We start from the raw sequence: 26,083 nt of genomic DNA on the forward strand, positions 1-26,083 counted from the left end.
AATACCAACATTCTAATTCTCGGCTCAGCACTTATCCACACTACAAACATACTCAATGAAAAGCGCGATCAAAAAGTCGGATTTTGTGCTATCTCCTTACATGAAGAGCAACAATTTCACAGCTACTTGCCAAATTCTGAATACAGTGATTCCCTATACATTTTTAGGGTTTTTAGCATTTAAAGCTGCTGCCATTTCTGTATGGCTTCTGCCACCAATAATCGTGTTAATGACACTTTTTTCTGGCCGTTGTTTCTCGTTGATGCACGACTGCGGACACTATTCTCTGTTTAGCTCCAAAAAAGTCAATCGCACCGTGGGTTTTCTGCTAGGTATCATCAATGCGATTCCTCAGTATCCCTGGTCTAGGGGACACGCTTATCACCACAAACATAATGGTAATTGGGATATGTACCGAGGCCCTTCGGCGTTGATTTCTACAGAAAAGTTTGCGGCGCTAAGTCCATTTAATCAAAAGATATATCAGTTCCTCAGACATCCATTGATGCTGTTTCCCGGTGGTTTTTTCTACCTGATAATCAAGCCCCGACTCGCGCTGATTTTGGGGAGTGTTGGTTTTATTCAACATATTTTCACTTGTCTAAATCAAGATTCTGGCATGGGTTTATCTGCAATCATTGCGTCTTATAAATCCAAACATTGGTATACCACGGCTGAATTTTGGGATTTACTATTCAATAATATTTGTGTTGTTGGTAGCTGGATTTATCTGGGTAACTTACTTGGGGTGGGGTTTTTCTGGAGTGTTTACTCAATTGTGATGACTTGTTCAGCGGCGATATTTATCTGTATCTTCTTTGTTCAGCATAATTTTGAGGGTTCCTACGCTCATAAAACAGAGGGTTGGGACTATCTTCTTGGCGCAATTGAAGGCAGTAGTTATCTCAAATTACCAACTATTCTTAATTGGTTTTCGGCTGATATTGCTTACCACAATATTCATCATCTTTCTGAGCGAATACCTAACTACAATCTTCGGGCGTGTCACAATGCTAATATTCACCTGTTGACTAATTCAAAAATACTGACACTTCGCGATATTCCTGATTGTTTCAAGTTCATTCTTTGGGATGCTGATTCAGATAGTCTGCAATCGATTGCATCATTTCAAGAACAAGCAGAAATTAAATTCAGCAGTGTAGCCAATTAAGGAGGCAGAGCCTCCAGATATTCGTTACCAGGCAGGATCCTGGTAACGAGTAAAATAGAGCCGATACCCGTCAAGCATAAATGGTTTGATTCCCCTACTATGGAACTGTCAACTGTCCACTGTCAACTGTCCACTTCTATACATTCTGCTCTTGAGAGAAGGTGAAAAATGAATTTATTTGTTGTAGTTGGAGTGGTGTTTGCACTACTGGCGATCGCCCTTACGATCTATTTAATCACGGCTCGCCCTTATCAATCATCCGATTCTGTGGCCAATTCCTACGATGAATGGACGGAAGACGGCATTTTGGAATTTTATTGGGGCGAACATATCCACTTGGGGCATTACGGTGCGCCGCCACAACGGAAAGATTTCCTCGCAGCTAAATCGGATTTTGTGCATGAAATGGTGCGCTGGGGCGGCTTGGATCAATTACCTGCTGGTATTACCGTCTTAGATGTGGGCTGTGGAATTGGTGGTAGCAGCCGGATTCTGGCGCAGGATTATAAGTTTGCTGTCACCGGGATTACTATCAGCCCGCAGCAAGTTCAACGTGCTCAAGAATTAACTCCCCCAGAACTTGATTTGCAGTTTCGGGTGGATGATGCTATGGCGCTGTCGTTTCCAGATGGGAGTTTTGATGTGGTTTGGTCGATCGAAGCTGGGCCCCATATGCCAGATAAATCCGTGTTTGCGAAAGAGTTGATGAGAGTCGTAAAGCCCGGTGGCGTGCTAGTTGTGGCGGATTGGAATCAAAGAGACGATCGCAAAATCCCGCTCAATTTCTGGGAGAAACCTGTAATGCAGCAACTGCTGGATCAATGGTCACATCCGGCTTTTTCAAGCATCGAAGGCTTTTCAGAACTTTTAGAAGCAACGGGGTTGGTGGAGGGCGTTGTGACTACCGCAGATTGGACGAAAGAAACCCTTCCTTCATGGATAGATTCTATCTGGCAAGGTATAGTTAGACCGGCCGGATTAGTGCGTTTTGGTGTATCGGGTTTCATCAAGTCTCTGCGAGAAGTACCGACTCTTTTACTAATGCGGTTAGCATTTGGTGCGGGGCTTTGTCGCTTTGGAATGTTCCGCGCAATCCGAGCAAATTCGATAGAGAGAAGTCTGGCGGTTGAAACCGCGTCTAGACAGGCAAAACCCGCCTCCGCGGGTTGAAGACATTGCAATTAAAATTAAGAAGACTGGCGGTTGAAACCGCGTCTAGACAGGCAAAACCCGCCTGCGCGGGTTGAAGATATTGCAATTAAAATTACGTTATTCTCTTCAGTCCGCGGAGGCGGACTTCGTTTGTGTAGACGCGGTTTCAACCGCCGACTTCGTTTGTGTAGATGCGGTTTCAACCGCCGACTTCGTTTATATAGACGCGGTTTCAACCGCCGACTTCGTTTATATAGACGCGGTTTCAACCGCCGTATTCGTTTATATAGACGCGGTTTCAACCGCCATATTCGTTTATATAGACGCGGTTTCAACCGTACGTCCTATCTTATTTGAATATGAGTTAGCTCATAGACAGATTTGGGAGAATCTGGCAAACTGAGAGTAAGGTTAAATAGGAGGTCAAATCTATGACCAATACTACTCTCAATTTTAAGACTGCGCCGGGCCATGAAGTCCTAGCAGCCGCTGGCAAGACAATGCTGAGGCCGGGGGGAAAAGCTGCTACAGAAATGTTATTAGAATTGGCGGATTTTAAGTCTGGGGATACTGTTTTGGAGTTGGCGGCGAGTTTTGGATATAGTTCGATCGCCCTTGCAGAACGTTTTGGTGTAAAAGTAGTGGGAGTTGAGAAAAATCCCGACAGTGTGGCGCGCGCCCGTGCTAACGTTGCAGCAGCGGGTTTGAGCGATCGCGTGGAAATTATCGAAGGAGATATTTTGCACTTGGATCGGATTACCCAAGAGTTTGATTGGGTGTTGGCTGAAGCTATTCTGACGATGCAGTCGCCGTCGGGGAAAGCAAAGATTTTATCAGGAATTGGCGATCGGCTAAAACCGGGTGGCAAGTTTCTCTCTCACGAACTTTTAGCCAAAAACCGAGAAGCAGAAATTCACAAAGCTTTATCGGAAGTGATTCGAGTTAATTCAACACCTTTGTCTGAGTCGGGCTGGATTGCTCTTTGTCAAAACGCGGGTTTGCAAGTAGAAAAGTGTCAAACCGGGGCGATGGGACTTCTCAACTTGCGGCGAATGCTTGATGATGAAGGGTTTGTGGGTACTGCGCGGATTGTGTGGAATGTTTTAAGCCGATCGCCAATTCGCGATCGTATCTTAGCAATGCGTCGAGTTTTCCAGAAGTACCAACAGGATTTAGGCTATATCATCATCTGTGCTCAAAAACAATCTTAACGGAGTAAAAAGTTATGACTGCTACTATTTTACCGCTACAATCTTCATCAATCCAACTCAGAGACACAATCGAATATCCCGCCACCGGAGTGCTGACTAAAATTTTAGTCAAAGACAATAATTGTCAGCATACTTTACTTTGTTTGGCAGCAGGTTCGGACATTTCAGAACACCATTCAGCGCGGAATGCCACAATTAATGTAGTTGCAGGAAAAGGAATTTTGACGCTAGAAGGTAAGGATATAGTTTTGGAACCGGGAGTATTTGTATTCATGCCCGCACGAGCGCCTCACGCTTTGAAAGCTGAAGAAAATCTAGCGTTTGTTTTGACATTTTCCGAAACCAAGTAATACTGTAAATTCTGAGTGATTTCAAGAAAATAGCATTAGTATTTTACTTGAAAATCAACCTCTCGATCCCCCCTAGCCCCCCTTAAAAAGGGGGGGACAAGAGCATCAAAGTCCCCGCAAGGATTCGGGGAACCGAAATCTTCTTCAAAGTCCCCCTTCTTAAGGGGGATTTAGGGGGATCAAAACTTAGCGATAAACCTACCGAATCAATGTACTTCTTCGCTTGATTAATCTATTTCATCTCCAGAGGCAATATCCTCCAATTTATGCCAATCCAACACAGTAATTTTACCGCCTCGACTGTAGGATACAAACGGCTTAAGTTTCTTAAATAAGCGCACGCATTCTTCATAGGTAATGCCAATACTGCGAGCAATTTGATAGTATGGCAAACGTTTTTCTAAACATACACTATTATTTACAATCTTCGTGCCTTGCTCGATGCCAAAGTAATGAATGAATCGGGCCAGCCGCACGATCGCCCTTTCCGACACCAAACCGTGTACAGTCTCATGTAGTTGCTGCAACCGCTGGTTAAAAACCGCCAATATTCGCAAAGCAATCTCAGGATTTTCTCGAATTGCTGCTAGCAAAAATTCCCGTTCTGTGGTAAGAACTTGTACATCAGTTTCTGCCGTCACCGTTGCCGGCGCAATCCCGTCACCCAATAAAGCAGGCGCGGCAAACATATCTCCCTGAAATAGGGTGCGGAGAATTGTTTCTTTGCCCGCCGCCGCTGTTTTTGCCACCCGCAGAGAACCGCTCAAAAGCGTGTATAATTTTTCGGGGATGCGATCGCCCTCATACATCACAACTTCTCCCTGTTGGTAAGTCCGAATTGCTGTATGTTCTTGCAATTGCTCCAATTCAGTTCGGTTTAAGCTGGCAAATATCCCAATTTCGGCCAGTTGCTCCACAGTTGCTTTCATACATTTAACTTTAGGCGATCGGAGTCCATTCAGAGTATAATAGCGGTGAATTCAGAATATATCCAGACAAGCAAAGCCATCTACGAAAATGCCGAACCCGAATATCAGCGATATTATTTTGATGAAATAGCTGGCGGATTTGTCCTCATCCACCAACAACACAATCTTAATAATTCGGAAATCTTTGTTGCTGAAGTTTTGGCTAAAATAGGGAAGAGAGTTAGATTGTTGAGCGAACAAGCAGCAGAGGGTGTGAGAACGCCAGATGCTGAGATAGACGGTCAGATTTGCGAATTTAAGGAGTTGACAGAACAGACCCAAAACATCAGAGACAGAGTGCAAGAAGGCATCAGTAGAGCAAAAAAGCAAGGTGCAGCAACCGTTATTTTTCACATCAACCGAGAAAATTACGATGTCTGGAAAATCAACGCTGGCATCAAACAAGCTCTGTTTTGGGATACCGAAAAGCAAATTCAAAAAATATTTTTTGTTGTTAACAGCGAACAGATTCAAATCATTACAAGGGAAGAGTGGAAAAATGGAAGATCATTTCAGCGAATTTAAAGAGACTGTAGGGCGGGGATTGCAGAACAATATGCCGCGAGATGCTAAATTAATTACTTTAGGGCAAATTTTATCTGCTGTTACCCACGACGATCTAACTATTGAAGAAGCTTGGCAGCTTGAAGAAATGATGGGTGGCAGACAACTATGGGAAGAGGCACTTGAGTACAGCATTTTTGGCTATCCAGTAGATACAGCAACGCCATCTTTAGATAAACCTCTGGTGATTGCTGGCAAAACTTTTCATTCTCGCTTGATGACGGGGACGGGAAAATATCGCAGCATTGCAGAAATGCAGCAAAGTGTCAATGCTAGCAGGTGCGAAATTGTGACTGTGGCTGTGCGGCGGGTGCAGACAAATGCTCCCGGTCATGAAGGATTGGCAGAGGCTCTTGATTGGACTAAAATTTGGATGCTGCCCAATACTGCTGGCTGTAAAACTGCTGATGAAGCGATTAGAGTTGCTCGTTTGGGCCGGGAAATGGCGAAGCTTTTGGGGCAGGAAGATAATAATTTTGTCAAGTTAGAAGTGATTCCTGATGCTAAATATTTGCTGCCAGATCCGATCGGCACTTTGGAAGCCGCAGAGCAATTAGTCAAAGAAGGTTTTGCCGTTTTGCCTTACATCAATGCCGATCCGCTGCTAGCAAAACGCCTCGAAGAAGTCGGTTGTGCAACTGTCATGCCTTTAGGTTCGCCCATCGGTTCGGGGCAAGGGATCAATAATGCTGCCAATATTCAAATCATTATTGACACGGTGAAAATTCCTGTGGTAGTCGATGCGGGAATCGGCACTCCCAGCGAAGCGGCCCAAGCAATGGAAATGGGCGCTGATGCACTGTTGATTAATTCGGCGATCGCCAATGCCCAAAATTCCCCGGCGATGGCAAAAGCAATGGGAATGGCAGCAGAAGCAGGGCGTTTAGCGTACTTAGCAGGAAGAATGCCTGTCAAAGATTATGCGATCGCCTCTTCCCCCGAAACAGGCACTGTCAACTCAAAATAAATTCCTGAACTTAAGGGCGGCGCTTTGATAGCGTTTTTTGGTAAAGTGATGGCAATCAAAAATATTGAGGATTGTTGCCAATGCCTTATACTACCGAAGAAGACGGACGCTTGAACAACTTTGCCAAAGAGCCGAAAGTCTACGGCGCCGAACCTCCCGACAAAAACCAGCAGCGGAACTACATCATCCTAGGTGTTGCAGCATTCCTGTTGGTGGCCGGTTTGGTGTATGTGGCGGCTTCAGTCTAAAAGCTGAGCTGACATTCCAACCTGCTTCAAATCAGAATTTTAAATAATCATTCAACAAACCATGTTTCCCTACCAAGGTCAACATGGTTTTTGTGTTTCAATGAAAAGCAGGTAGTTGCGATAATCCTGAACAGTGCCGAGCGAGCTGAAAAACTAAATAAGACCAGCAGAAATTTGGTGGTTTGCTTGGGGCGATGAGGTTCAGGGACTTGGCGGCAATTAATCAGACGGCAGCGTCAAAAATATAAAATTGCTAATTGAAAATCTACAATCCTGTGGTGGTTAACGGTGCGATTGACTGCCGAATGGGTCGGTGTTGCGATCAGCTATCGGCGATTTCAACTCTCAACTCTATAATCTACAATCCAAAATCTAAAATCTAAAATCTAAAATCTAAAATCGCCAGACTGTGATGTCTACTCCTTCCCAAAAAGTTTCTAGCTCGAACAAGCAGATCTATCAACGCTTGAAACAGGCGATCGACCTCAACTTACGCCGTCAAATTTTTATCGCCGCCTGTGACGACTTGTGTTTGCGCGACTGTCTGGCAGCCCGCTTGCAGGCAGAATTAGCCACCGACAGTGCTGACTCGATTTCTCGTCCCTCCTCGATCGACTATCCCCGATTTGTCAGTTTGGAACTCGACGTGAGCGATCCAAATCCTTGGGACTCGATCGCCCGGTGGCTGACCCAATACCCACCGCCCCGAAACGGTGGCAGCGGAGGCCGTTTGCCGGGATTTCAAATTCTCGGAGCCGAACACCTGACCAGGCACTCACCAGCCGTGCAGTGGTCGTTCCTGAGCCATTTGAGAGACATCGAAGCAAACCTGCAAATGTGCGAGTCTACTCTGTTGCTGTGGGTTTCGCGCCCTTGGCTAAGTTCGATCGAGCAATCTGCCCCGGAATTTTGGCAATGGCGCACCGGAGTATTTGAGTTTGAAGGCGAACCAACTCCAGCTAAGGGAGACTTCGGGCACTCGGAAGACTTCGGGCACTCGGAAAACTTCGGAAACTTGCGGGACAACGGAGACTATGGCGACAAACTTTTAAAATATTCAAAGTCTCAAGAATCCCCAATTCCCGATTCCCCATCCCCAATTCCCGATTCCCCATCCCCAATTCCCGATTCTCCCTCGACCACAACAGATTCTAAATCCGTAGAACTGGCAGATTTGGTGCTAGCATCGGCCTCCGAGGAGTTGGAAGCAGCAGATAATCCCGCATCGGAGGACAATTTACTGCCGCTGCAAACCCTGCAATACATCGAACTGTTGCAAGAACATCAGTGCTGTTCCGAAGCATTGGCTTTGGCTTATTACAGTTTGGGAAATTACTACCGCGATCGCATTTTGGGCGGAGACGCTTCCCCGCAAAACCTGACAATTGCTATTCGCGCGATCGAGCAAGTGATTGCATACCTGGAACTCGACGACAACTCGCAGCAACATCAACCACTAACCGACGAATGCGCGCGGCTAATTGCCCAATTGACACAAAATTTAACTCAGTACGAGTCCAACAGCCTACCGCCAATTTCCGATCTAATCAACGATCTCGGCACTTTCTACTGGATGCTGTCGCGCGATCGCACGAATGGGCTCAACTCCGCAGATCCGGTATCCTGTCTCGAACGCAGCATCGCCCTCTACCTTGAAGGTTTGAACCGCACAGATGCCGACAGTGAACCTCAAACCCGCGTGAGATTAAACAAAAATTTGGGAATCGCTGCGGCAGATTTAGCCCGCTATCAAGACAAGACAGAGAACTTGCAGCAAGCAGTTGCAGCTTACCAACAAGCGCTACTAGATCTAGACCCCGCAGCCGAACCCCAGCAGTACGCGGCGGCTCAGAATAATTTGGCGACAGCATACTGGAATTTAGCTCAAGATGGTCAGCCGATCGTCTATCTCAAAAGCGCGATCGCCGCTTACACTCAAGCCCTCTGCTGTTACAGTCCCGATCGAGAACCGCTCAACTATGCCGGAGTCCAAAACAACCTTGGTACTGCTTGCTGGAACCTCGCCCAGCACGAACCCTCAGAACTCCTGCTAGTCAGGGCGATTGATGCCTACCGCGAAGCCTTGAAATATCGCACCCGAGAATTAGTACCAGCAGCAGCAGCAGCCACCTACAACAATCTCGGTACCGCTTATTGGCATTTGGCGAACCAGTTCCAGCAGCAACAGGCGCGGACGGAATCTTTACAGCAGGCGATTACCGCCTACGAAGCTGCGCTGGATATCGCCGGAAAGCTCGATCGAACCCAACTCACTTTTGACACTCTTGCCGCCCGCAACAATCTCGGACTAGCCCACTATCAACTAGCCACAGATCCAGATTTCGCCACCAACAAAGCCGCCCAAACCAGCCATCTAGAAGCAGCACTGCACCACCAGTTGCAAGTGTGCACTGCCTGGGGACAACATCTCAACGACAAAGGGTTAATATATGGAGATAAACTTAACCTGCAAGCCCCCGCCAACTCCCAAGCTGCCGATTCCCGGCAAACAGCATTGAGTTATATTGTGAAAACGATTAGAGCTTTCTATAGTGAATGTGGGCTGCCAGGTCAAAATTTAGCCTTATCCAAAATTCCCGGAGATTTATTGCCTGAAATCTTGCGTAGGCTATAACTATGGCTATAACTATGGCTATAAATATGGCTATAACTGTTAAAAACTCAATTTTTTCAAGATTTGTACCCAGTTTTCTATTATTATAAAAAATACCCTGAAAACCCTGTGACTTTAGTCCAGGGATGAAAGGGCATGGCAAGATTTATCCTGCCTATCAGATCTACCAATTGCACAAATGTCTGGCTAGTGTGCTATCGTCAAAAGAGTCGAAACTTGCGAATTTTGAGAAATCAAGTATCTAGCTTAACAACAGTACGGATGCTCAAAATAATTAATCACAACCAATTACTTTGGTTCTGAACCGATTAAATCGTCTAAATCGTCAGTAAAAGACGTTAAAACCTACCCCCGGACTGGAGGAAAGTTACGACCGAGGAGCTAGTTGTAAGACTAGGATAGCAGACCGCCATTTTTGGCAAAAGGATTGCGCCCGGAAACCCTGACAATAGGGATATTAAGGCTGGAAAGTCTTAAGAATCCCCGTCGCTTTAGCGCGGGGAGTGTCAAGGCTGAATATTCTTGCCTAATTCTTCAAGCAAAGTTGTGGTCATGGCCCCTGTAAAAATCCTTGTGGTTGATGACGACCCGGCAATCCGAAATTTAATTCACCGTTTTTTGAGCCAGCAAGGTTATCAACTAGAGTCTGCCGAAGACGGTCAGACCGGTCTGGAATTATTTGAGCAACTCAATCCTGACTTAGTAGTTCTAGATGTAAATTTACCCGATACTACTGGCTACAAACTGTGTCAAGAAATGCAAAGACGCACGGGCGTGTTTGTGTTGATGCTGACCTGCCGAACCGATGAAGCTGACAAAATGAAAGGGTTTGCCGAAGGTGCTGACGACTACATTACTAAACCTTTTAGTCTTGTAGAAATTGGAGCTCGCGTTGCAGCAATTTTGAAGCGTAAACGCATTGTTACTCCCACTCAACAACAAAGTCTTACCTTTGGACAGCTACTAATAGATCCCGTCCGCCGCGAAGTGATTCTCAACAATCAGATAGTGGCTTTGACTGCTTTGGAATTCGACTTGCTGTACTGTTTGGCCAGCAAACCCGGTCGCGTGTGGAGGCGATCGGAATTGCTGCATGAAGTCTGGGACTACGAGTATGTGGGAGCCGATCGCGTGGTGGATGTCCATATAGGTCAAATTCGCCGCAAAATTGAACCAGATACCAACCAAATTGCGATGATTCAAACCGTCCGGGGAGTGGGTTACAAGTTTGAGCCAAAAGCCTAGTAGGATTCGGGATTCGGCAGCCGGATCTTTAAGCACCAGGCTGTAGGGGGTGGGTTCACCAAGATCTTTGATTCACAATCCAGGATATTTGTAAACCTATCCTCCCCACGCCCTAGCAGAAAGCAGCGCCCCCGCCAGCAGGCATCCCCCGATCTTCCCATCTTCTTCACGATGAAGGACTTACATTATTGCTGTGCAAGTCTTGAGGCGATTGAAACAGAGTTTCGAGATAAACTCTCGCAGCTTGGCGGTAGCTGCGCGAAGCTTCCGGCGTACCGCTATCAGCATTCTGCAACAAAAACAGCGACAGGGACGCGGAAAATACTCGGTCTAGATCCCATTCGGGATGAGTTTCCAGGTAAGTTTTGAGAGAATCGTGCAGCGTTTCGGGAATTTCGGCAAAAATACTGACTGTTGGGTTCATCATTTTTTTAGTCTCGCTAATAAATTGAAAACAGAACCCCCTTTTCGGCCGGATACAGGTGCAGACACAGCCGAAATCAGAGCGCTTTTTTTTAGGTCGGTCGCATCATTGTGCGTATCAGGAGGTGGGTTTGTCAATGTTGCAAAATATTACAAAGTCCTTTATGTAAAAAAAATATTTACGCAATAATCAGCCTTTTGGCGTATTTTTTGTTACATAAATTTATATCTTTGAGGTTTGTCTGAGGGATTTGGCAAGAGGTTAACTAAATCCCCAATTCCGCAGCAAGATCCGACCGTGCCGTTAATTTCTGTGGAAAACTTTTTGAAATCTGTGGAAAACCTCAGACTTGCCTGTGGAAACGCTGTGGAATGTTTAGGGAAAAGTCAGGGAAAAAATAAGAATTGCAAAGGGCATGGGGCATGGGGCATGGGGCATGGGGCATCGGTAGCAAATAACTAATGACTAATGGCTAATGACTACTGACTAATGACTACTGACTACTGACTACTGACTTCTTAAGTGCCAGTCGGCGGCTTTTTGGCGGATGGTTGCCAATTCTTCCGGCGACATTTTGTCGAGATTGGCTAAGATAAAGCTCATTCGCCCGATCGACTGAAGCTTCTCGCGGTGGCGCGCCAGGAAGTCCCAATAGAAAAAATTGAACGGACAGGCATTTTCGCCCGATCGCACTGTGCGATCGAACTTACACCCACCACAATAATCGCTCATCTTATTGATGTAATTAGCAGAAGCAGCGTAGGGTTTCGACGCCAACACACCGCCGTCAGCAAACAAACCCATGCCCAGCACATTCGTCTGCATCACCCAGTCGTAAGCATCAACAAACGCGCTGTGGAACCAGTTTTCTAACTCCTGGGGCGAGATTCCCGCAATTAGACCAAAATTGCTCAAAATCATCAACCGCTGGATGTGGTGCGCGTAACCGCTGCCTTCGACTTGAGTTAAAACTTGGTGCAAACAGTTCATATCAGTTTTGCTAGCGTCCCAAAAAAACTCCGGCAGCGGCTGAGTGTGGTTGAACCAATTCTTCTGAAAATAATCAGCATCCACGTAAAAATAAACACCACGAATGTATTCTCGCCACCCGATAATTTGGCGGATAAAACCCTCCACGCTGTTTAAATTTAATTTTTTTTCGAGGTAAGCTGCTTCGGCTGCTTGAATAACCTCTAAAGGATGCAGCAAGCCAATATTGAGATACGGAGAAATTAGGGAATGCCACATAGTTTCCTCCCCCGTTACCATCGCGTCTTGATAAGGGCCAAAAGTGGGGAGACGCTGTTCGATGAAATTATTTAATACTTGCAAAGCTTGCTCTCGCGTCACCGCCCAGCGAAAAGGTTCAAGATTGCCGTAAGTTGGGAAAGATAGAGATTTAACTTGTTCGATAACCTCTTGAGTTATAGCATCCGGTTCAAACCAAAGAGCTTTCGGTGTATTCAGTTTACCTTTTGGCGGCTGGCGATTTTCTTTATCAAAATTCCACTGGCCTCCGACTGGTTTATTGCCATCCATTAAAACTTGGAAGCGCTGGCGGCTGGCTCGATAAAACTCTTCCATTAACAAACGTTTGCGGCTGGATGCCCAATCTCTGAACTCTGTTTCTTTCCACAGGAATTGATTGTTGGGAATTAAGCTTATTTTGCAGGGAAGTTGCAAGTTTTGGATGAGCCGTAAAAAAGGGCGATCGTTCGGTGCCATCACCCGCAATTCCGTAATGGCGTGAGCTTGAATCCAAGCTTTCAGAGGTGTTTCAAAGTCGGCAGATGTTGTGTAAGTGACTTGGCAGCCTGCGCCGCGCAATTCTTCGGCAAAGTGGCGCATTGCCGACCAAATTAAGACTAATTTTTGTTGGTGGTAGGGGCGCTGTTGAACCTGTTGCCAAGATTCAATTAAAATTACGGGTAGGGCAGATTCATCATCTGTGCGGTTGAGAGCAGCTTGGTTGTGCCAAAGTTGATCGCCTAATATCCAAACGCCAACAGTCATTTTATGTTTTACCCTGAAACTTATTTTTCACTGTTCTTGAAGCCTGATTATCTATTTAGCAAACAGATTTTCCCGATTAGTCACAAATAAAAATTCATAAATTTTTAGGTTTTCCCGGTAACTTACTAGAGCATAACATTGATTCCTAAATATAGGAGCACCTACCCAATAAAATAAATTTAATGTCGGCGTACTAAGCTGTTCTACATTTAAATTGTATGTCAAAAATCAATAAAATTTTTGTGGGACGGGCTACAAGCCCATCCCGAATATGCAATTTAAATGCTCAACAGCTTATTCATATGTTAATAGTTTAATCAGCATATAATCGAAAAATAATGTGGTGCTATCCCCAACGATTAAATATTTTTTAATTTTCCATAAATAGCTAAAGCCATGTTTTTAAAATAGCCGCAACCGGGTAAAAACAATTAGACATTCTCCCGGTTTGAGACATAATTTTGCAGATTTTTTCAGTCCTTTCGGATCAAGTCAGTGTTCGATTACTTCAATGGCTAATACCAATTTTTTATGAGGCTGTATAGAATCCGATCTCCCTGGCGCCCCCCTTAATAAGGGGGGGACAAGATTCCGATCAAAGTCCCCCTTGCTTTCGGGGGATGCGAGGGGGATCGGATTCTATGCAGCCTCACATTAAATTGGTATAAGACAACATCAAATCAGTGCGGCATATCGGTATCGGGGAGTTCGTAAATATCTGCTTGGATAAACTGACACTTGGGAAACTTTGACGGGAGATGGCAATTCCGGGTGCAGAAGTGTCAACGCCGACAACTTCGCAGCCGTGCTCTGCGATGAGGTGACTGAGGCTGCCATTGCCACAGCCGAGATCGAAAACTCCGAGTTTTGTCTGGCTGGCCTCAGTCAAGTGTCGCCACCATTTCTAGGGGAGATACCAAATAAGCGTGATGATATCTGGGACGCTTGTTTGTGTAATAATACGTATAATTGCTGGAGTTTTTTTTCATCGATTCAGCTAGGTCAACTATTGCCGAGACCGCAAAATTAGGGAGCGTGGGTGCACTGTTTGGGCCAATGTTCGCCACTTGCGGGGTGCAGCATCTCGAATCGCCCATCCGATGGGGCAGAGCTCGCAGGTATTCGGAAACAAAAGTGCGATCGAGCCAGCATTCTCTCCGTACACGAGGGGGAGACAGAAATTTTTGCCTCTTACTTTCGACTGCTAGTGCATCCAGAAGATTCTACCTTTAACCAACAGCGGTCTGTCAACCCCAGCCTGTTTTGCAGCCTGAAAGATTTTGCCCCAGGGCTCACGGGTGCAACTTGAGCCTCCCATTGAGGATGGAAGTGTGACCGAAATCACAGGCCTTGACCAAACAAATTGCTGAGCATCCTTAAGTTAAGACACTTAGAATCGAGATTACTACAGTGGCTTCTATAATTGTGTTTAAATGTTGTTCTGAAGCTGTGTTGTCTCGTCAGCGGAGCACCCTAGACCGATTCGCGCTTTCCGTCTGGTTGATTGCACTATGGTCGCTGTTGGTGTTGCACCTTAATTTTGATATGTCCTATGGTTAAGTTAGGTCAATCCTCCTTTCGCCGTATTTTACTGTCGCGGATTTTGTTGCTCAGCGTGCCTGTTCTACTGGTGGGGGAGTATGTTACCTATCGCAAGGCACGATCGACGCTTCTGGAAACTGCTCGTCAAAATTTGACAGAAAGTGCTGTCAGAAAAGCAGAAACTATTGAACAGTGGTCGAAATCGCTGAAGTCCAATCTGATTGGCGCTTCGGAAAACTCAATGTTGCAGTCTGTAGAGCCGAAGGATTATCAAAAGTTTATCGCGCAATTAGGGCAGCGGTTGCCAGCCCAGGTTGATTGCTTGCAATTGACTAATATACAGACAAATCAAGTGATAGCGAGCACTTGCGGGCAGCAGCCGATTCAGTCGCTACCTGCCAAGTTGTGGCCGCCAGTGCAGCAGCAGCAAACTCTGCTGGATGAGAAGAGCGTTTACATCAGTCTGTCGTGGCCTCTCCAGCGACAGGGAAAAGCCAACAGCAAGAAGGTGGCTGTGAGTGCTGAGGATTTTCCAGATGCGAGTAAAGAAGGCCGCGACAGCCAAGTGAGTTTGGTGTTGAGCGCTCCAGTTTACACTCGTCGGGGCAACAGCCGGCAGTTGAGTTATGCTTTGAGTTTGCAGTCGGCCCTGCCGGTGCAAACCAGTGCTCCCAAGGGTTCTCTAGCTGGCTATACGGTGGCGATCGACCAAGATGGGACGATTTTGGCGCACCCGAATATCAAGCGCGTGGGCCGCAATATCGCCCAAGAGGCAGATGCCGATCGACTAAAAAGTATTCTCAGAAGGGCGATGGCTGGCGGACAGGCTTTTCTCCACCTATTTTCCTTTGAAAGAAATGGCGTAGAGTTGCTAGCAGGATACGCTGCTATCCCTAGTCCTTCAACTAGAAAGGAGAACAGCAAGTGGATTATTTTAGCTGTCTCTCGTTTAGATTATGCTCTATCAGGTTTGGAAGAAATTCAGCAAGTTTTATTTAATTTAATTGTGGGTTTGGTTGCTGCTAGTATCATCGCGACTTTATATCTGTCTCGCGACTTAGCGCGTCCTTTGGAAAAACTGAGGGACTACGCACAGAAAGTGGATACAGCAGAAGCGCCCCTAGCAGTGCCGGAAAATTTCCAAATTCGAGAATTCAATCAACTATCAGAAGCACTCAACAGCATGGTGCAGCGCCTCAGATCCTGGGCAGAAGAATTGGAAATCGCCACCAAGGAAGCGCAAGTTGCCAATCAGTTAAAAAATGAATTTTTGGGAAATATTTCTCACGAATTGAGAACGCCACTCAACGGAATTATTGGTTTTATTCAAATTGTGCGTGACGGCTACTGCGATGACCGAGATGAAGAGATGGAGTTCTTGCAACGCGCCCACGACTCGTCAATGCAATTGCTGAATATTATTAATGATATTTTGGACATTGCTAAAATTGAATCCGGCACTTTTTCCCTGATGTTAGAAGTAGTTGATATTACTCAGGTACTTGAAGACGCGATTGATTTGCAAGCCGCTAAAATTGAGGAAAAACGTTTGAAATTAAACTTGCCAGCTCCTCACGCTCCGATTATTGTTCAGGCAGATCCGGAGAAGCTAAAACAGGTATTTTTAAACGTGTTGAGCAATGCCGTTAAGTTTACAGAGTCGGGCAGCATTAGTATATCTGTGCGCGTCGAAGCGAGGACTAATTCTGGTAGTTTTAACGGGAGTGGGTCGGAAAATGCGATCGGCAACAACACTCAAAGCGATTGGGTGGTGGTGACAATTAAAGATACCGGAATTGGTATAGATCCTGAGCAACAGCAGAAATTGTTTCAACCTTTTGTGATGGCTGATGGTTCTACAACTCGCAAGTTTGGGGGTAACGGTTTGGGCTTGGCTATCTCCCGCAGGATCATGGAATCTATGATCGGAAGCATTACTCTGCACAGCGCGGGGGTGGATCAAGGTACTGCGGTGATGATTTCTTTGCCTGTCAATCAGCAGTCAAGTTTTTATTTTCACAGCCCGGACTTGGTAAAGGAAAATGGAACTTTTAAAAGTTATGACTGATATAGCCTTTCTCAGAAAGATCAGGTACGCGAACGGCATAGGGCATAGGGCATGGGGCATAGGGCATGGGGCATAGGGCATGGGGCATGGGGCATAGGGCATGGGGCATATGGCATACCTCACCACACTTGAGAACCGCTATATTAGGGCTTTTCTCAAATAGATGGGTAATTGATAATTGATAATTGGTAATTGGTAATTGCCACGGGAGCAACTTGTGAACCGCCAGCTTGTTTCTGATTACCGATTGATTTTTTCCCGATTACAACTGCTATATGTCTGGTCAATTATCCTTAATAAAAGGTTCGCAGTGATGATTTTAGTTGGGAGATTTTTATGAGGAATAAATTACTCACTACCAACCAATTTTATGGCGATCGCTCCAACGGACACGATCTGATTTTCTTAATCTAAAATCTCAAATGGTATAGCAACCGCCACATAGGTTAGGACATAAATAATGTCATGAATAGATCCTATAACCCTTGAGCATAAACGGTTTGATTCTCGTACTATGTAACTGTCAACTGTCAACTTTCAACTTTCAACTGCTATATCAGGGGCTCTCCGCCAAGTTCGAGAGATTTGCTCAAAGTGCTGAGAATGCGGATTAATTCGACGGAAGTGGCACCGGAAGAGCTAGGACAAGGGGTATTTGTTTGCACGCAGTTGAGGAAACGATCGCACACTCGCCGCAGTGGCTCTACTTGTTCTAAACTTAATATTTCGCGACGTTTAATGCTAGTAGTTGGCTGTAGCCCGTGCAGCGAAGCTATCCCGTAGGGAATCGCACTTTCGCCAAAATTATCCTCATCACCTCCCCGATTTGAACCACCACGCTGCAAAATCAGCGGAGTTTCCGGCGACATTTCATCAAAAATCAAAGTTCCCAAACTGCCAACAACTGTTAAACGCCTTTGTTTGTCGGGATTTAGCCAACATAGGTGAATGAATGCTTGAAATCCGTCGGGATAAGTCAGCGTTACCCAAACTAAATCTGCTAATCCTGGTTCTTGATTTATTCCTTCTTCACTCTGACTTGTGACTTCTGACTTGGGAAATACAGTCCCCGTAGCGCTGACTTGAATTGGGCTTTGTTCTAGCCAAGTGTTGAAAATAGCGATATCGTGAACGGCCAAGTCCCAAAGGGCATCAACGTCGTGTCGCACCGGTTCAAAATGAGTGCGCTGGGCGTAACCGTAGCGCAAGGTTCCGAGTTGATGCTGCTGAATGATCGTTTTGCCGCGATCGACTGCTGGATGAAACAGATAAGTATGGTCAACGAAGAGTTGCCGCTGCTGTTTTTTGGCTAATTCGCAGAGTTCTATTGCTTCACAGAGGTTGAGGGCGAGGGGTTTTTCTACTAAGACGTGGTAGCCTTGTTGCAGCGCGGCGGTTGCGAGGGTGTAGTGTGTGGAAGCTGGAGTGGCGATCGCCACAGCATCCAGTCCGGGCAATCCTTGCACTTGTGACCAATCGGTAGCTAGAATCACCGAGGGATGCAGATTAAACTGTTTTTGGACAGCCACCAATGAACCTCGATTTTGGTCTACAACCGCTAAAACTTCGCTGTTGGGATGTTCGAGAAAGTTGCGAATTAGGTTAACTCCCCAGCGGCCGGCACCCAATACAGCTATTCCGATTTTCATTGATAATAATTTCAAAAATCGCACGGCAATCATAGCATATTTGCTAATTTTTGGGTATGCTTTTTCATCCTAAAAACTGCGAATTCCAATGACCAATGACTAATAACTACTGTCAACTGCCAACTATCAACTATCAACTATCAACTGCCAACTATCAACTGTCAACTGTCAACTGTCAACTGTCAACTGTCAACTGCCAACTGCCAACTATCAACTGTCAACTGTCAACTGCCTAAAAGCTGCCTGAGCCGCTGCTTGTTCGGCCGCTTTGATCGATCGACCTTTTCCCTCAGCTACCAACTCTCCCTGAATCAGAACTTCTGCCGTAAAACGATCCTCACCGCCCTGCACTGTCCCCGTTTCTTTCACGCTATATTTGGGCAAAGTTTTGTATTTGCCTTGAGTCAACTCCTGGAGAGCAGCTTTGTAGTTTTGGCGGGCCGGATCGCTGCGAATTTCCGCCGCTAGGCGTTGAAAGTGAGGATCGAGCCAAGGGCGAACCAATTCTAATGTCTGGACACTCAAATAAAGCGCTGCCAGCAAGGCTTCCAAAGAATCTGCCAGCCGGGGTACGGCGCCTGTTTTGTCGGCTGCGGCGCTGTTGGAAACGATTAAATAGCGATCGAACCCGTAACTGTCAGCGATTTTAGCAAGAATGCGATCGCTCACCAAGATCGATCGAATAGCAGCAAATTCCCCCACCGTACAATCGGGATAAATCTCAAACAACAATTCCGACGCAGCCAGCCGCACCACAGCATCGCCCACAAACTCTAATTGCTCATAATTTGCCTTAGCAGACGCACTTGCATGAGTCAAAGCTAAATCGACTAAATGCCATTTAATCGCAGCATCCTTTGACACTCCCAATTTTTCAATTAATGTTTCAAGTTGCTTTTGGCGACCCGGATAAATCTGATGCATACTAATAAAAAAGCTTTTCCTTAAAAAACTAAATATTCCGTAGGGTGCTTATGGCGCACCTTATCCTTGCCCAAGCGTGGTAAATTTGAACCGGATCAAAAGCAGAAGACCGTTATTTTAAGTTCCGATTTTTCAGGCTTAAACCAAGGAAAATTGCTTGGGGGCTTCAGTTCAGAATCAAAACACTGAAACTTGGTCAACCGGTGCGCATTGCGCACCCTACAAACTCAACTAAATAATTTTCCGGTGCTCACGGCGCTAAATATTCCTGCTTTGTGCGCCTGGCCATCAGCACTTTACCCGAAAAATTGGAGGGGAAAAAGTCGGACATAAGCCGGGTTCTGTTCTCTCAACTGCAAGCAATTTTCGAGGGCAGTTATCTATCTGGGACGCTTGTTACCAAACGCCTCAAGCGGTACCAAAGAACGGAACTGGTAAAAAACCAACCATAGTCCCTCCGACCTTGCTCCCAACTGGGGTTTACCGAGCCAGCACCTCTCGATGCTGCTGGTGCGCTCTTACCGCACCTTTGCACCCTTACCCCTAACACTTTGCGATTTTCGATCTTCGATTTTTGATGTAATCTTAAATCTCCAATCTCCAATCTCAAATTGGGGGGCGGTATTTTTCTGTGGCACTATCCTCACGATCGCTCGCACTGGGCGTTACCCAGCAAGTTTGGTTTTTCGGGAGCCCGGACTTTCCTCAGACAAGCTTTCGCTAATCCGCAACCGCCTGCGCCTACTTTTTCCCCAGATTTATTGTACAGGAATCGAGGGATTTTAGATTTTAGATTTTAGATTTTCAATTTTAGATTTACTCCACAGATCAATCTGGGAGCTTAAGGATTTTTGGCTGATAATACCAGGATTTATGACAAGGCTGCAACCAAGGGCTAGAAACCCGGTTTATTCCTATATTTCTGGTTACTAAACACAAAATCTCGTAGAAACCGGGTTTCTGAGGTTAGCGGGCGTAAGTCCTACATTTGGATTTTTTAACTGGCATCACAAACCTATTAACGCCTTGTCGCAAAAAATGTCGTGTGGGGCGATCGCATTTATAATTCCTAAACTCAGTCATCTTTAATAGTAGAAAAATTTTCAAACCAGCCACGCCGCCAGAAGAAGTAAACTAAGCTAGAAGCGATCGCCACCATCAACGCCCAACAAAGCGGATAGCCAAAATACCAGTTCAGTTCCGGCATATTCAAAGGCGATTTCTCTGCATTGAAATTCATTCCGTATACTCCCGCCACAAAAGTTAACGGAATAAAAATACTCGAAATCACCGTTAGCAATTTCATGATTTCATTCATCTTATTGCCAACCGAAGACAAATAAACATCCATCAAACCCGAAGACAGTTCCCGGTAAGTTTCCACCATATCCATCACCTGCACCGTGTGATCGTAACAGTCGCGCAGGTAAATTCGCACCTCTGGACTAATCAAATCGCTGCTATCGCGAATTAACGTGTTAATTGCATCCCGCTGTGGCCAAATTGCGCGACGCAGCGTCAGCAATTCTCGCCGGATTTTATAGATTTTTTCCAGGGTTCTACGGGTGGGGCGCACCACCACTTCATCCTCTAACTCTTCAATCCGCTCTCCGTAAAGTTCTAATACAGGGAAAAATCCATCTATAATCGAATCTAGGAGAGTATAGGCAAGATAATCTGCTCCGTGCTTGCGAATAGTTCCTTGTCCTTTGCGAATGCGATCGCGCACGGGGTCAAAACAATCATAGTCCGGTTCTTCCTGAACAGTTAGCAGGTAATGCTTGCCCAAAATAAAACTTACTTGTTCTTTATGAAAATTATCTGAATTAGGCTTAACCATAACCATCCAAGCAATGATTAAAAGGTGTTCTTCATAGTCTACAACTTTCGGTCTTTGAGGAACATTAACTACATCTTCCTGAGCCATGACGTGTAAATTAAACACTTCGGCCATTTGTCGCCAAGTCTCTTTGTTTCCCAATCCCAACATATCAACCCAAGAAACAGATTCTGTATCTAAATAGGTAGCAGCTTCTCTAGGATTTGCCAATTGGGCGCGAGTAGCTCCTGTCTCACAATAGTCAATTAATATAATCTCGGGAGGCGGCGCATCGGGTTCTAAGTCGAGAGTTCCCGGTAGCGCTCCCGGATCGTCATAAAAATAGTCAACGTAGGAATCATCATCATCATTAATTGGTTTTGCAACTGCACTAGAAGTATGTATGCTTTTGTATACCATGTTGATATTCCTGACATTTAGAACATTTAATTAGGTTATCACTTTTTTGGCACAATTACCAATTAAGCCTGGATGAATAAGCTTAACTATGACTTGCCAGGGAGGGTTCACCTGTTTTTTTTTGTAGAATTATCGCAGCCAAATAAATGTTTTATAAGAAATCTTTTTCTTGCCTAAATTATACTAAATGACCAATGACTAATGACCAATGACCAATGACTAATGACCAATTACCTTTGCCGAATTGGAATCTCGATCGCAAATTCAGTTCCCCCACCAGGCGCGGAAATGCACCGCAGCGTGCCCCCGTGTCTTTCCACCACAATCTGATAAGAGATAGACAGTCCCAAACCAGTACCTTTACCGACTGGTTTAGTAGTGAAAAACGGGTCAAATATCCGAGATTTAACAGACTCTGCTATTCCCAGCCCGTTATCCGAAATTGCGATCGCCACCCGATTGTTCTCCAAAACCTCCGTGCGAATCCAAATCGAAGGTAATACGTCGCAAGCCAAAGGTAAACTCGGAGAATTTTGCCCTTCCGCATCCGTTGCAATCGTCAATTCTAACCTTCTATTTCTGACATCGGTTAAAGCATCAATGGCATTACTTAATATATTCATAAACACTTGATTTAACTGTCCGACGTAGCACTGTACTGGCGGCAGTTTTCCATATTTTTTAACTATTTCGATCTGGCGATTTTTACCATTTTCTTTAATTTTATGTTGCAAAATTAATATGGCGCTGTCAATTCCTTCGTGAATATCAACACGCTTAAGAGCTGATTCTTCCAGGCGAGAAAAGTTGCGCAAAGACAGAACAATTTCGCGAATGCGATCGGCTCCAGTTTCAATTGATTTCAGCAGGTGCGGGAAATCCTCTTTCATGAATTCTACTTCTATTTCCTCAGCAAACTCCGCGATCGCAGAAACAGGTTCCGGGTAATATTCTTGATATAAACTGCACAGTTGCAGTAAGTTTTTGGCGTAGTTGCTAGCGTAAATTATATTGCCGTATATAAAACTGACAGGATTATTAATTTCGTGAGCAATTCCCGCCACTAGCTGTCCCAAACTCGACATTTTTTCCGCTTGAATTAGTTGAGCTTGAGTTCTGCCTAATTGTTTCAATGTTTGCTCTAACTCGTGATTTTTATGTTTTAATTCAGATTCGGCTTGTTTGCGCTTGGTAATATTGCGGGCGATGGCGATCGCTTGATTCGAGTTAAAAGGCAGCAATCTCGCTTCATAAGTTTCTTCTCCTGACTCCAGGGGTAGCGAATACTCTAGATTAACTGGAGTTCTGTTTTCGGCAACTTCAAGAAGAGCCTGATCGAGCTGACTGGCGGCGGTTGGTGGCAATATATCTGTCATTCGTTTGCCAAGAAAATAGTCGGAGTTTAGGTGCAAATCCGCTGAATTTCCTGACAAGTAATCCAAAATAATGCCGTCAGCATCGACGCGGAAATACAAATCTGGCAATGCCAGAAAAACAGCTTCCAACTCAGAAGTTTTTTGGCGCAATGCTTCTTGGGCGTAGTAGCGATCGCTAATATCAAAAATTGCCCCATCCAAACAGGAAACACTCCCATCTGCGTCTAACACGGGAGAACCTTTATCCCACACCCATTTAACCGTGCCGTCTGCTGCTAGCAAGCGGTATTCCAAGTGATAAGACTGTTTCTTTTCTATTCCTTGCCGAATTGTTGCTTCTACTTTTGCCAAATCTTCCGCGTAAATAATGCTAGCAAAAGTCCGTCCTCCCCTGTCCAAACGCGAAACAAAATCCGCAGCAGGGTAGCCAGCTAGTAAGTAAATAGCCTCGCTAATAAAACTTGTCGAAAAATCGCACCGACAGCGATAAACTACTCCGGGAATATTAGCTACCAAAGACCGAAATCTGGCTTCACTCCTGCGTAAAGCTGCTTCCGATTCATGGCGTTCTGTAATATCGTGAGTGAAAGCTAGCACTGCAAATATATTGCCTTCAGCATCGCGCAGGGGAAGTTTTTGGGTGTCTAAAATATGTACTGAACCGTCAGCAACTGTTGCCGCATCGCAGGGATTGTGGATAATTGCTCCGGCAAGTACAGCAGAGTCGTCGTTGCGGAATCCTCGGATATTCTTGGCGGAATTACCAAATATGAGATCTTCTGAAAATCCTAATTCTACATCTGTTTTGCCAAGGATTTCTTCGACTGTTTTGCCGATCGCTTGAGCAAAACTCTTGTTTGCCAAAATAAAGCGAAAATCTGTATTTTTGGCAAAAATCCAGTCGCTAGTTTTGTCAATTACCGTGCGAAGCAGTTGTTCGGAACTTTCAGTTTGTGCCAAAGCTACTTGCAATTCTACTTCCAGGCATTTGCGCTTGGTAATGTTTTCAAAAGCAACGCCGACGGAGTTGTTAGGTAAGGGAAAAGCTTTAATAGAAAAAGCGCGAGTTATTTTGCCGGATTCGTCACAGTCAATATCTTCAACTTCTAGGGCTTTTTGGCTGCGAATTACTGAAGCAAAGGCTTGGGGAATATTTTTCGATCGCCAATCGGGAAAAATCTCGTCAATTGTCATGCCCAAAACGTCGGCCATTTCTAGCCCGGTAAACCGCGTAGCAGCCGGATTCGAGGCGATCATCCTTAACGTACTATCATCGTCTATATCTTCCAAATGGTAGACATACAAACCAATTTGCATATTCTCAACAATTTGGTCGTAGAGGCGCACGCTTTCGTCTACCTGCCTGCGTTCGGTAATATCTTCTGTAATGCCCAAAACGTACTGAGGATAGCCCTGAGCATCGAGAATTGGCACTTTGCGGGTGTGCAGAATTCTCATACCTTTGTGGCGAGTTTGGATCGGCTCTTCGGCGATGTCTTTAACAGTAGATTGGTTGTGAGGAGCGGTCAATATTTCCCTGTCTTGAGCAGTGAAAACATCAGCTTGTTCTTTGGGGTAAATATCGTAGTCATTTTTGCCGATCGCCTCTTGAGATGTCACACCTGCGATCGTTTCTCCCGCCTTATTCCACAGCACAAATTTCAGCGAAGAAGCATCTTTAGCAAAAACTCCCACAGGCAGATTTTCTACTACAGAATTGAGGAAGCTTCTCGCTGATTTTAATTCGGCTTCTGCGCGCTTGCGTTCGATGCCTAAAGCGATGACATCGGCAACCGATGCCAAAGTTTCCTGAAAAGGTGCTGTCAGCGGCTTGAGGCTGATAATTACCATGACTCCCACCAGCCTTTCTTCGACTATTAAGGGGTAGCCGGCGAAGGTAAGAATTTGCTGGGGAATTTGGCAATTTGCCGGATTTTGGCGGTTGTTGATAATTGCTAATTCGGAACTGTATAACCCTGTTGCTTCGGATTCTTCCTCTGGAAGTCCAAAATTCTTCAGTTCAAATCCGCAGTCAAATTGCGGTTTTTGCTGTTGGGCGATCGAGTTAACCTTACTTGCAATAAAGCTCACCCGATCGTCTGTGTGGCTGTAGATTTCCGAGGCTGCTTGCAACTCCCAAATATTAGATTGAGAGTTTAAAGTCCAAATTTCAGCGGAGGCGACATCGAGATTTCGCACCATTGCCTCGCAACAGGGAAGCAGGATATCTTGAGGGTGTTTAGTCAGGGCAATACCGACATCTGCTACCATTGCTGTGAGGCGAGAAGCTTGGGCTTTTTCGGCTTCCAACCGTTTGCGATCTGTGATGTCTTCCACTAAGGAAAGTACGGTAAAAGTGTCGCCGCTGCGAATAATCGAGTTGAACCAGCGACACCAAATTACCTGTCCGCATTTGGTATAGTTGCGGTTAATTGAAGTATTGCCGCTGCCGGAGGTTAGTTCGAGTTCGATCGCACTTACGGCCTCTTTATCTTCCTCGCAAACCAAATCCAAATCGCCGAAATGCTTGCCCAGCATATCATCAGATGTCCAGCCAAAAATTTCTTCAGCACGTTTTGACCACTGAATGATCCGAAAATCTTCATCCCAGCCTACCATTGCCAGGGGACTGTTAGCTGCATTCAACCACAGTAAATGATTCGATCGGCGCAACTGTTGAGCTTTCTGCTGCTGCCAGCGGTAGTGCCTGGTGATATCTCTACCAACGCCCAAAACCCGCATCTGGTTGCTAGAGGCATCCATCGCTGGCGTGTAAGCCGTTTCGTAGATTTTAATCCCGCCGTCTGCTGCTGTCACCTCGTGAATTGCCAGCTTTGTTTCGCCTGTGATAAATACTTGTTGCAGGCAGGAATCAATCTGCGAGATTATATTTTTGAGAGCAGTATTATTGGGATATAATTTTAATAATTCCTGATTAGTTTTGTTGACTATTTCCGCAGACTCCAATCCCATCCAGCCAGCAGCTACAGGATTAACAGATAGGTATTTTTGCTGTCGATCGCACTCTAGGAAAGCATCAACAGAGTTAGAGAAAAAAGACTGTAACGAGTTGATAACTTCCTGCATGGGTATTTTTTGATCGCTTGCAAGTTAAACTTTACTATTTTCCTGAAATTAGTTTAACTCACTCAAATATTTTTGCATACTTTACTTTTGCGATTTCCGGTGCAGTTTTCGGCGCAACTCTCTATATTACAAGAATTTTCAGGAAATAGTATTTTTATGAATATAACTTAAATTAAAGCATCTGCTCTTTTTTTAAACAAGACGCATCGGATACAAAAGAGAGATGGGGAGATGGGGAGAGGGGGAGATG

Annotated in this window: 19 protein-coding genes and 1 other RNA gene; 11 read left to right on the forward strand and 9 right to left on the reverse strand. The window is 45.3% G+C overall.

The genetic code is table 11. The features are described 5' to 3' along the window. Positions 1 to 55 precede the first annotated feature (55 nt). The 4 genes from K4039_RS21165 to K4039_RS21180 all read left to right on the forward strand — a co-directional run bounded on the left by K4039_RS21165 (position 56) and on the right by K4039_RS21180 (position 3,884). Positions 56 to 1,171 carry a fatty acid desaturase gene (locus K4039_RS21165; protein WP_265238221.1) on the forward strand — a complete coding sequence of 372 codons (1,116 nt, stop codon included), beginning with the start codon at positions 56 to 58 and terminating at the stop codon, positions 1,169 to 1,171. A 168-nt stretch (positions 1,172 to 1,339) separates the two neighbouring features. Beyond that, entirely contained in the window at positions 1,340 to 2,341 is a 1,002-nt protein-coding gene (locus K4039_RS21170) for a methyltransferase domain-containing protein (RefSeq protein ID WP_265238223.1), read from the forward strand. Positions 2,342 to 2,754: 413 nt separating this feature from the next. Next, entirely contained in the window at positions 2,755 to 3,534 is a 780-nt protein-coding gene (locus tag K4039_RS21175; protein WP_265238225.1) for a cyclopropane-fatty-acyl-phospholipid synthase family protein, read from the forward strand. 14 nt (positions 3,535 to 3,548) lie between these two features. After that, positions 3,549 to 3,884 (forward strand): cupin domain-containing protein, encoded by a 336-nt coding sequence (locus tag K4039_RS21180; protein WP_265238227.1) that lies wholly within the window; start codon positions 3,549 to 3,551, stop codon positions 3,882 to 3,884. Positions 3,885 to 4,111: 227 nt separating this feature from the next. On the opposite strand, the gene K4039_RS21185 is transcribed toward K4039_RS21180, so the two are convergent. Next, positions 4,112 to 4,813 (reverse strand): Crp/Fnr family transcriptional regulator, encoded by a 702-nt coding sequence (locus K4039_RS21185; protein ID WP_265238229.1) that lies wholly within the window; start codon positions 4,811 to 4,813, stop codon positions 4,112 to 4,114. A gap of 45 nt (positions 4,814 to 4,858) precedes the next feature. Here K4039_RS21185 and K4039_RS21190 point away from each other — a divergent pair, with 45 nt between their 5' ends. The 5 genes from K4039_RS21190 (at position 4,859) to K4039_RS21210 (ending at position 10,511) form a co-directional block, all read left to right on the forward strand. After that, on the forward strand, positions 4,859 to 5,377 hold the full coding sequence (locus K4039_RS21190) for a hypothetical protein (RefSeq protein ID WP_265238232.1): 519 nt from the start codon (positions 4,859 to 4,861) through the stop codon (positions 5,375 to 5,377). After that, entirely contained in the window at positions 5,352 to 6,383 is a 1,032-nt protein-coding gene (locus K4039_RS21195; RefSeq protein ID WP_321161637.1) for a thiazole synthase, read from the forward strand. Before K4039_RS21190 ends, K4039_RS21195 begins: the two co-directional genes overlap by 26 nt. An 80-nt stretch (positions 6,384 to 6,463) precedes the next feature. Next, complete coding sequence (psb34, locus tag K4039_RS21200) at positions 6,464 to 6,631, forward strand: photosystem II assembly protein Psb34 (protein ID WP_265238234.1); 168 nt, start codon at positions 6,464 to 6,466, stop codon at positions 6,629 to 6,631. Positions 6,632 to 7,043: 412 nt separating this feature from the next. Beyond that, on the forward strand, positions 7,044 to 9,266 hold the full coding sequence (locus K4039_RS21205; RefSeq protein ID WP_265238236.1) for a tetratricopeptide repeat protein: 2,223 nt from the start codon (positions 7,044 to 7,046) through the stop codon (positions 9,264 to 9,266). Positions 9,267 to 9,818: 552 nt separating this feature from the next. Next, positions 9,819 to 10,511: a response regulator transcription factor gene (locus tag K4039_RS21210; protein ID WP_265238238.1), complete on the forward strand. Its 693-nt coding sequence runs from the start codon at positions 9,819 to 9,821 to the stop codon at positions 10,509 to 10,511. A gap of 166 nt (positions 10,512 to 10,677) precedes the next feature. Here the strand turns inward: K4039_RS21210 and K4039_RS21215 are convergent, their stop codons facing one another. From K4039_RS21215 to K4039_RS21225, 3 genes are all read right to left on the reverse strand, one after another. Continuing rightward, positions 10,678 to 10,935: a DUF2811 domain-containing protein gene (locus K4039_RS21215; protein WP_265238257.1), complete on the reverse strand. Its 258-nt coding sequence runs from the start codon at positions 10,933 to 10,935 to the stop codon at positions 10,678 to 10,680. 507 nt (positions 10,936 to 11,442) lie between these two features. After that, positions 11,443 to 12,948, reverse strand: a complete 1,506-nt coding sequence (locus K4039_RS21220; protein ID WP_265238240.1) for a cryptochrome/photolyase family protein — start codon at positions 12,946 to 12,948, stop codon at positions 11,443 to 11,445. 649 nt (positions 12,949 to 13,597) lie between these two features. Then, positions 13,598 to 13,837, reverse strand: a complete 240-nt coding sequence (locus tag K4039_RS21225; protein ID WP_265238242.1) for a trans-aconitate 2-methyltransferase — start codon at positions 13,835 to 13,837, stop codon at positions 13,598 to 13,600. Positions 13,838 to 13,987: 150 nt separating this feature from the next. Between K4039_RS21225 and K4039_RS21230 the strand changes: the two genes are divergently transcribed. Continuing rightward, the gene (locus K4039_RS21230; RefSeq protein ID WP_265238243.1) at positions 13,988 to 14,257 is read left to right on the forward strand and encodes a hypothetical protein; all 270 of its coding nucleotides are present in this window, start codon (positions 13,988 to 13,990) and stop codon (positions 14,255 to 14,257) included. Between the two features lie 243 nt (positions 14,258 to 14,500). After that, on the forward strand, positions 14,501 to 16,558 hold the full coding sequence (locus K4039_RS21235; protein WP_265238245.1) for a sensor histidine kinase: 2,058 nt from the start codon (positions 14,501 to 14,503) through the stop codon (positions 16,556 to 16,558). 551 nt (positions 16,559 to 17,109) lie between these two features. On the opposite strand, the gene K4039_RS21240 is transcribed toward K4039_RS21235, so the two are convergent. The 5 genes from K4039_RS21240 to K4039_RS21260 all read right to left on the reverse strand — a co-directional run bounded on the left by K4039_RS21240 (position 17,110) and on the right by K4039_RS21260 (position 25,833). Continuing rightward, a complete protein-coding gene (locus K4039_RS21240) occupies positions 17,110 to 18,207 on the reverse strand; it encodes a Gfo/Idh/MocA family protein (RefSeq protein WP_265238247.1) in 1,098 nt (365 codons plus the stop codon). A gap of 210 nt (positions 18,208 to 18,417) precedes the next feature. Further along, the gene (rnc, locus tag K4039_RS21245) at positions 18,418 to 19,131 is read right to left on the reverse strand and encodes a ribonuclease III (protein ID WP_265238248.1); all 714 of its coding nucleotides are present in this window, start codon (positions 19,129 to 19,131) and stop codon (positions 18,418 to 18,420) included. Between the two features lie 314 nt (positions 19,132 to 19,445). Next, positions 19,446 to 19,880: RNase P RNA component class A (gene rnpB, locus K4039_RS21250), an RNA gene on the reverse strand. Positions 19,881 to 20,206: 326 nt separating this feature from the next. After that, a complete protein-coding gene (gene corA / locus K4039_RS21255) occupies positions 20,207 to 21,370 on the reverse strand; it encodes a magnesium/cobalt transporter CorA (protein WP_265238250.1) in 1,164 nt (387 codons plus the stop codon). Between the two features lie 230 nt (positions 21,371 to 21,600). Continuing rightward, positions 21,601 to 25,833, reverse strand: a complete 4,233-nt coding sequence (locus K4039_RS21260) for a PAS domain S-box protein (RefSeq protein ID WP_265238251.1) — start codon at positions 25,831 to 25,833, stop codon at positions 21,601 to 21,603. Positions 25,834 to 26,083: the final 250 nt, after the last annotated feature.

This window comes from Lyngbya sp. CCAP 1446/10 (assembly GCF_026130175.1).
Lineage (GTDB): Bacteria > Cyanobacteriota > Cyanobacteriia > Cyanobacteriales > Microcoleaceae > Microcoleus.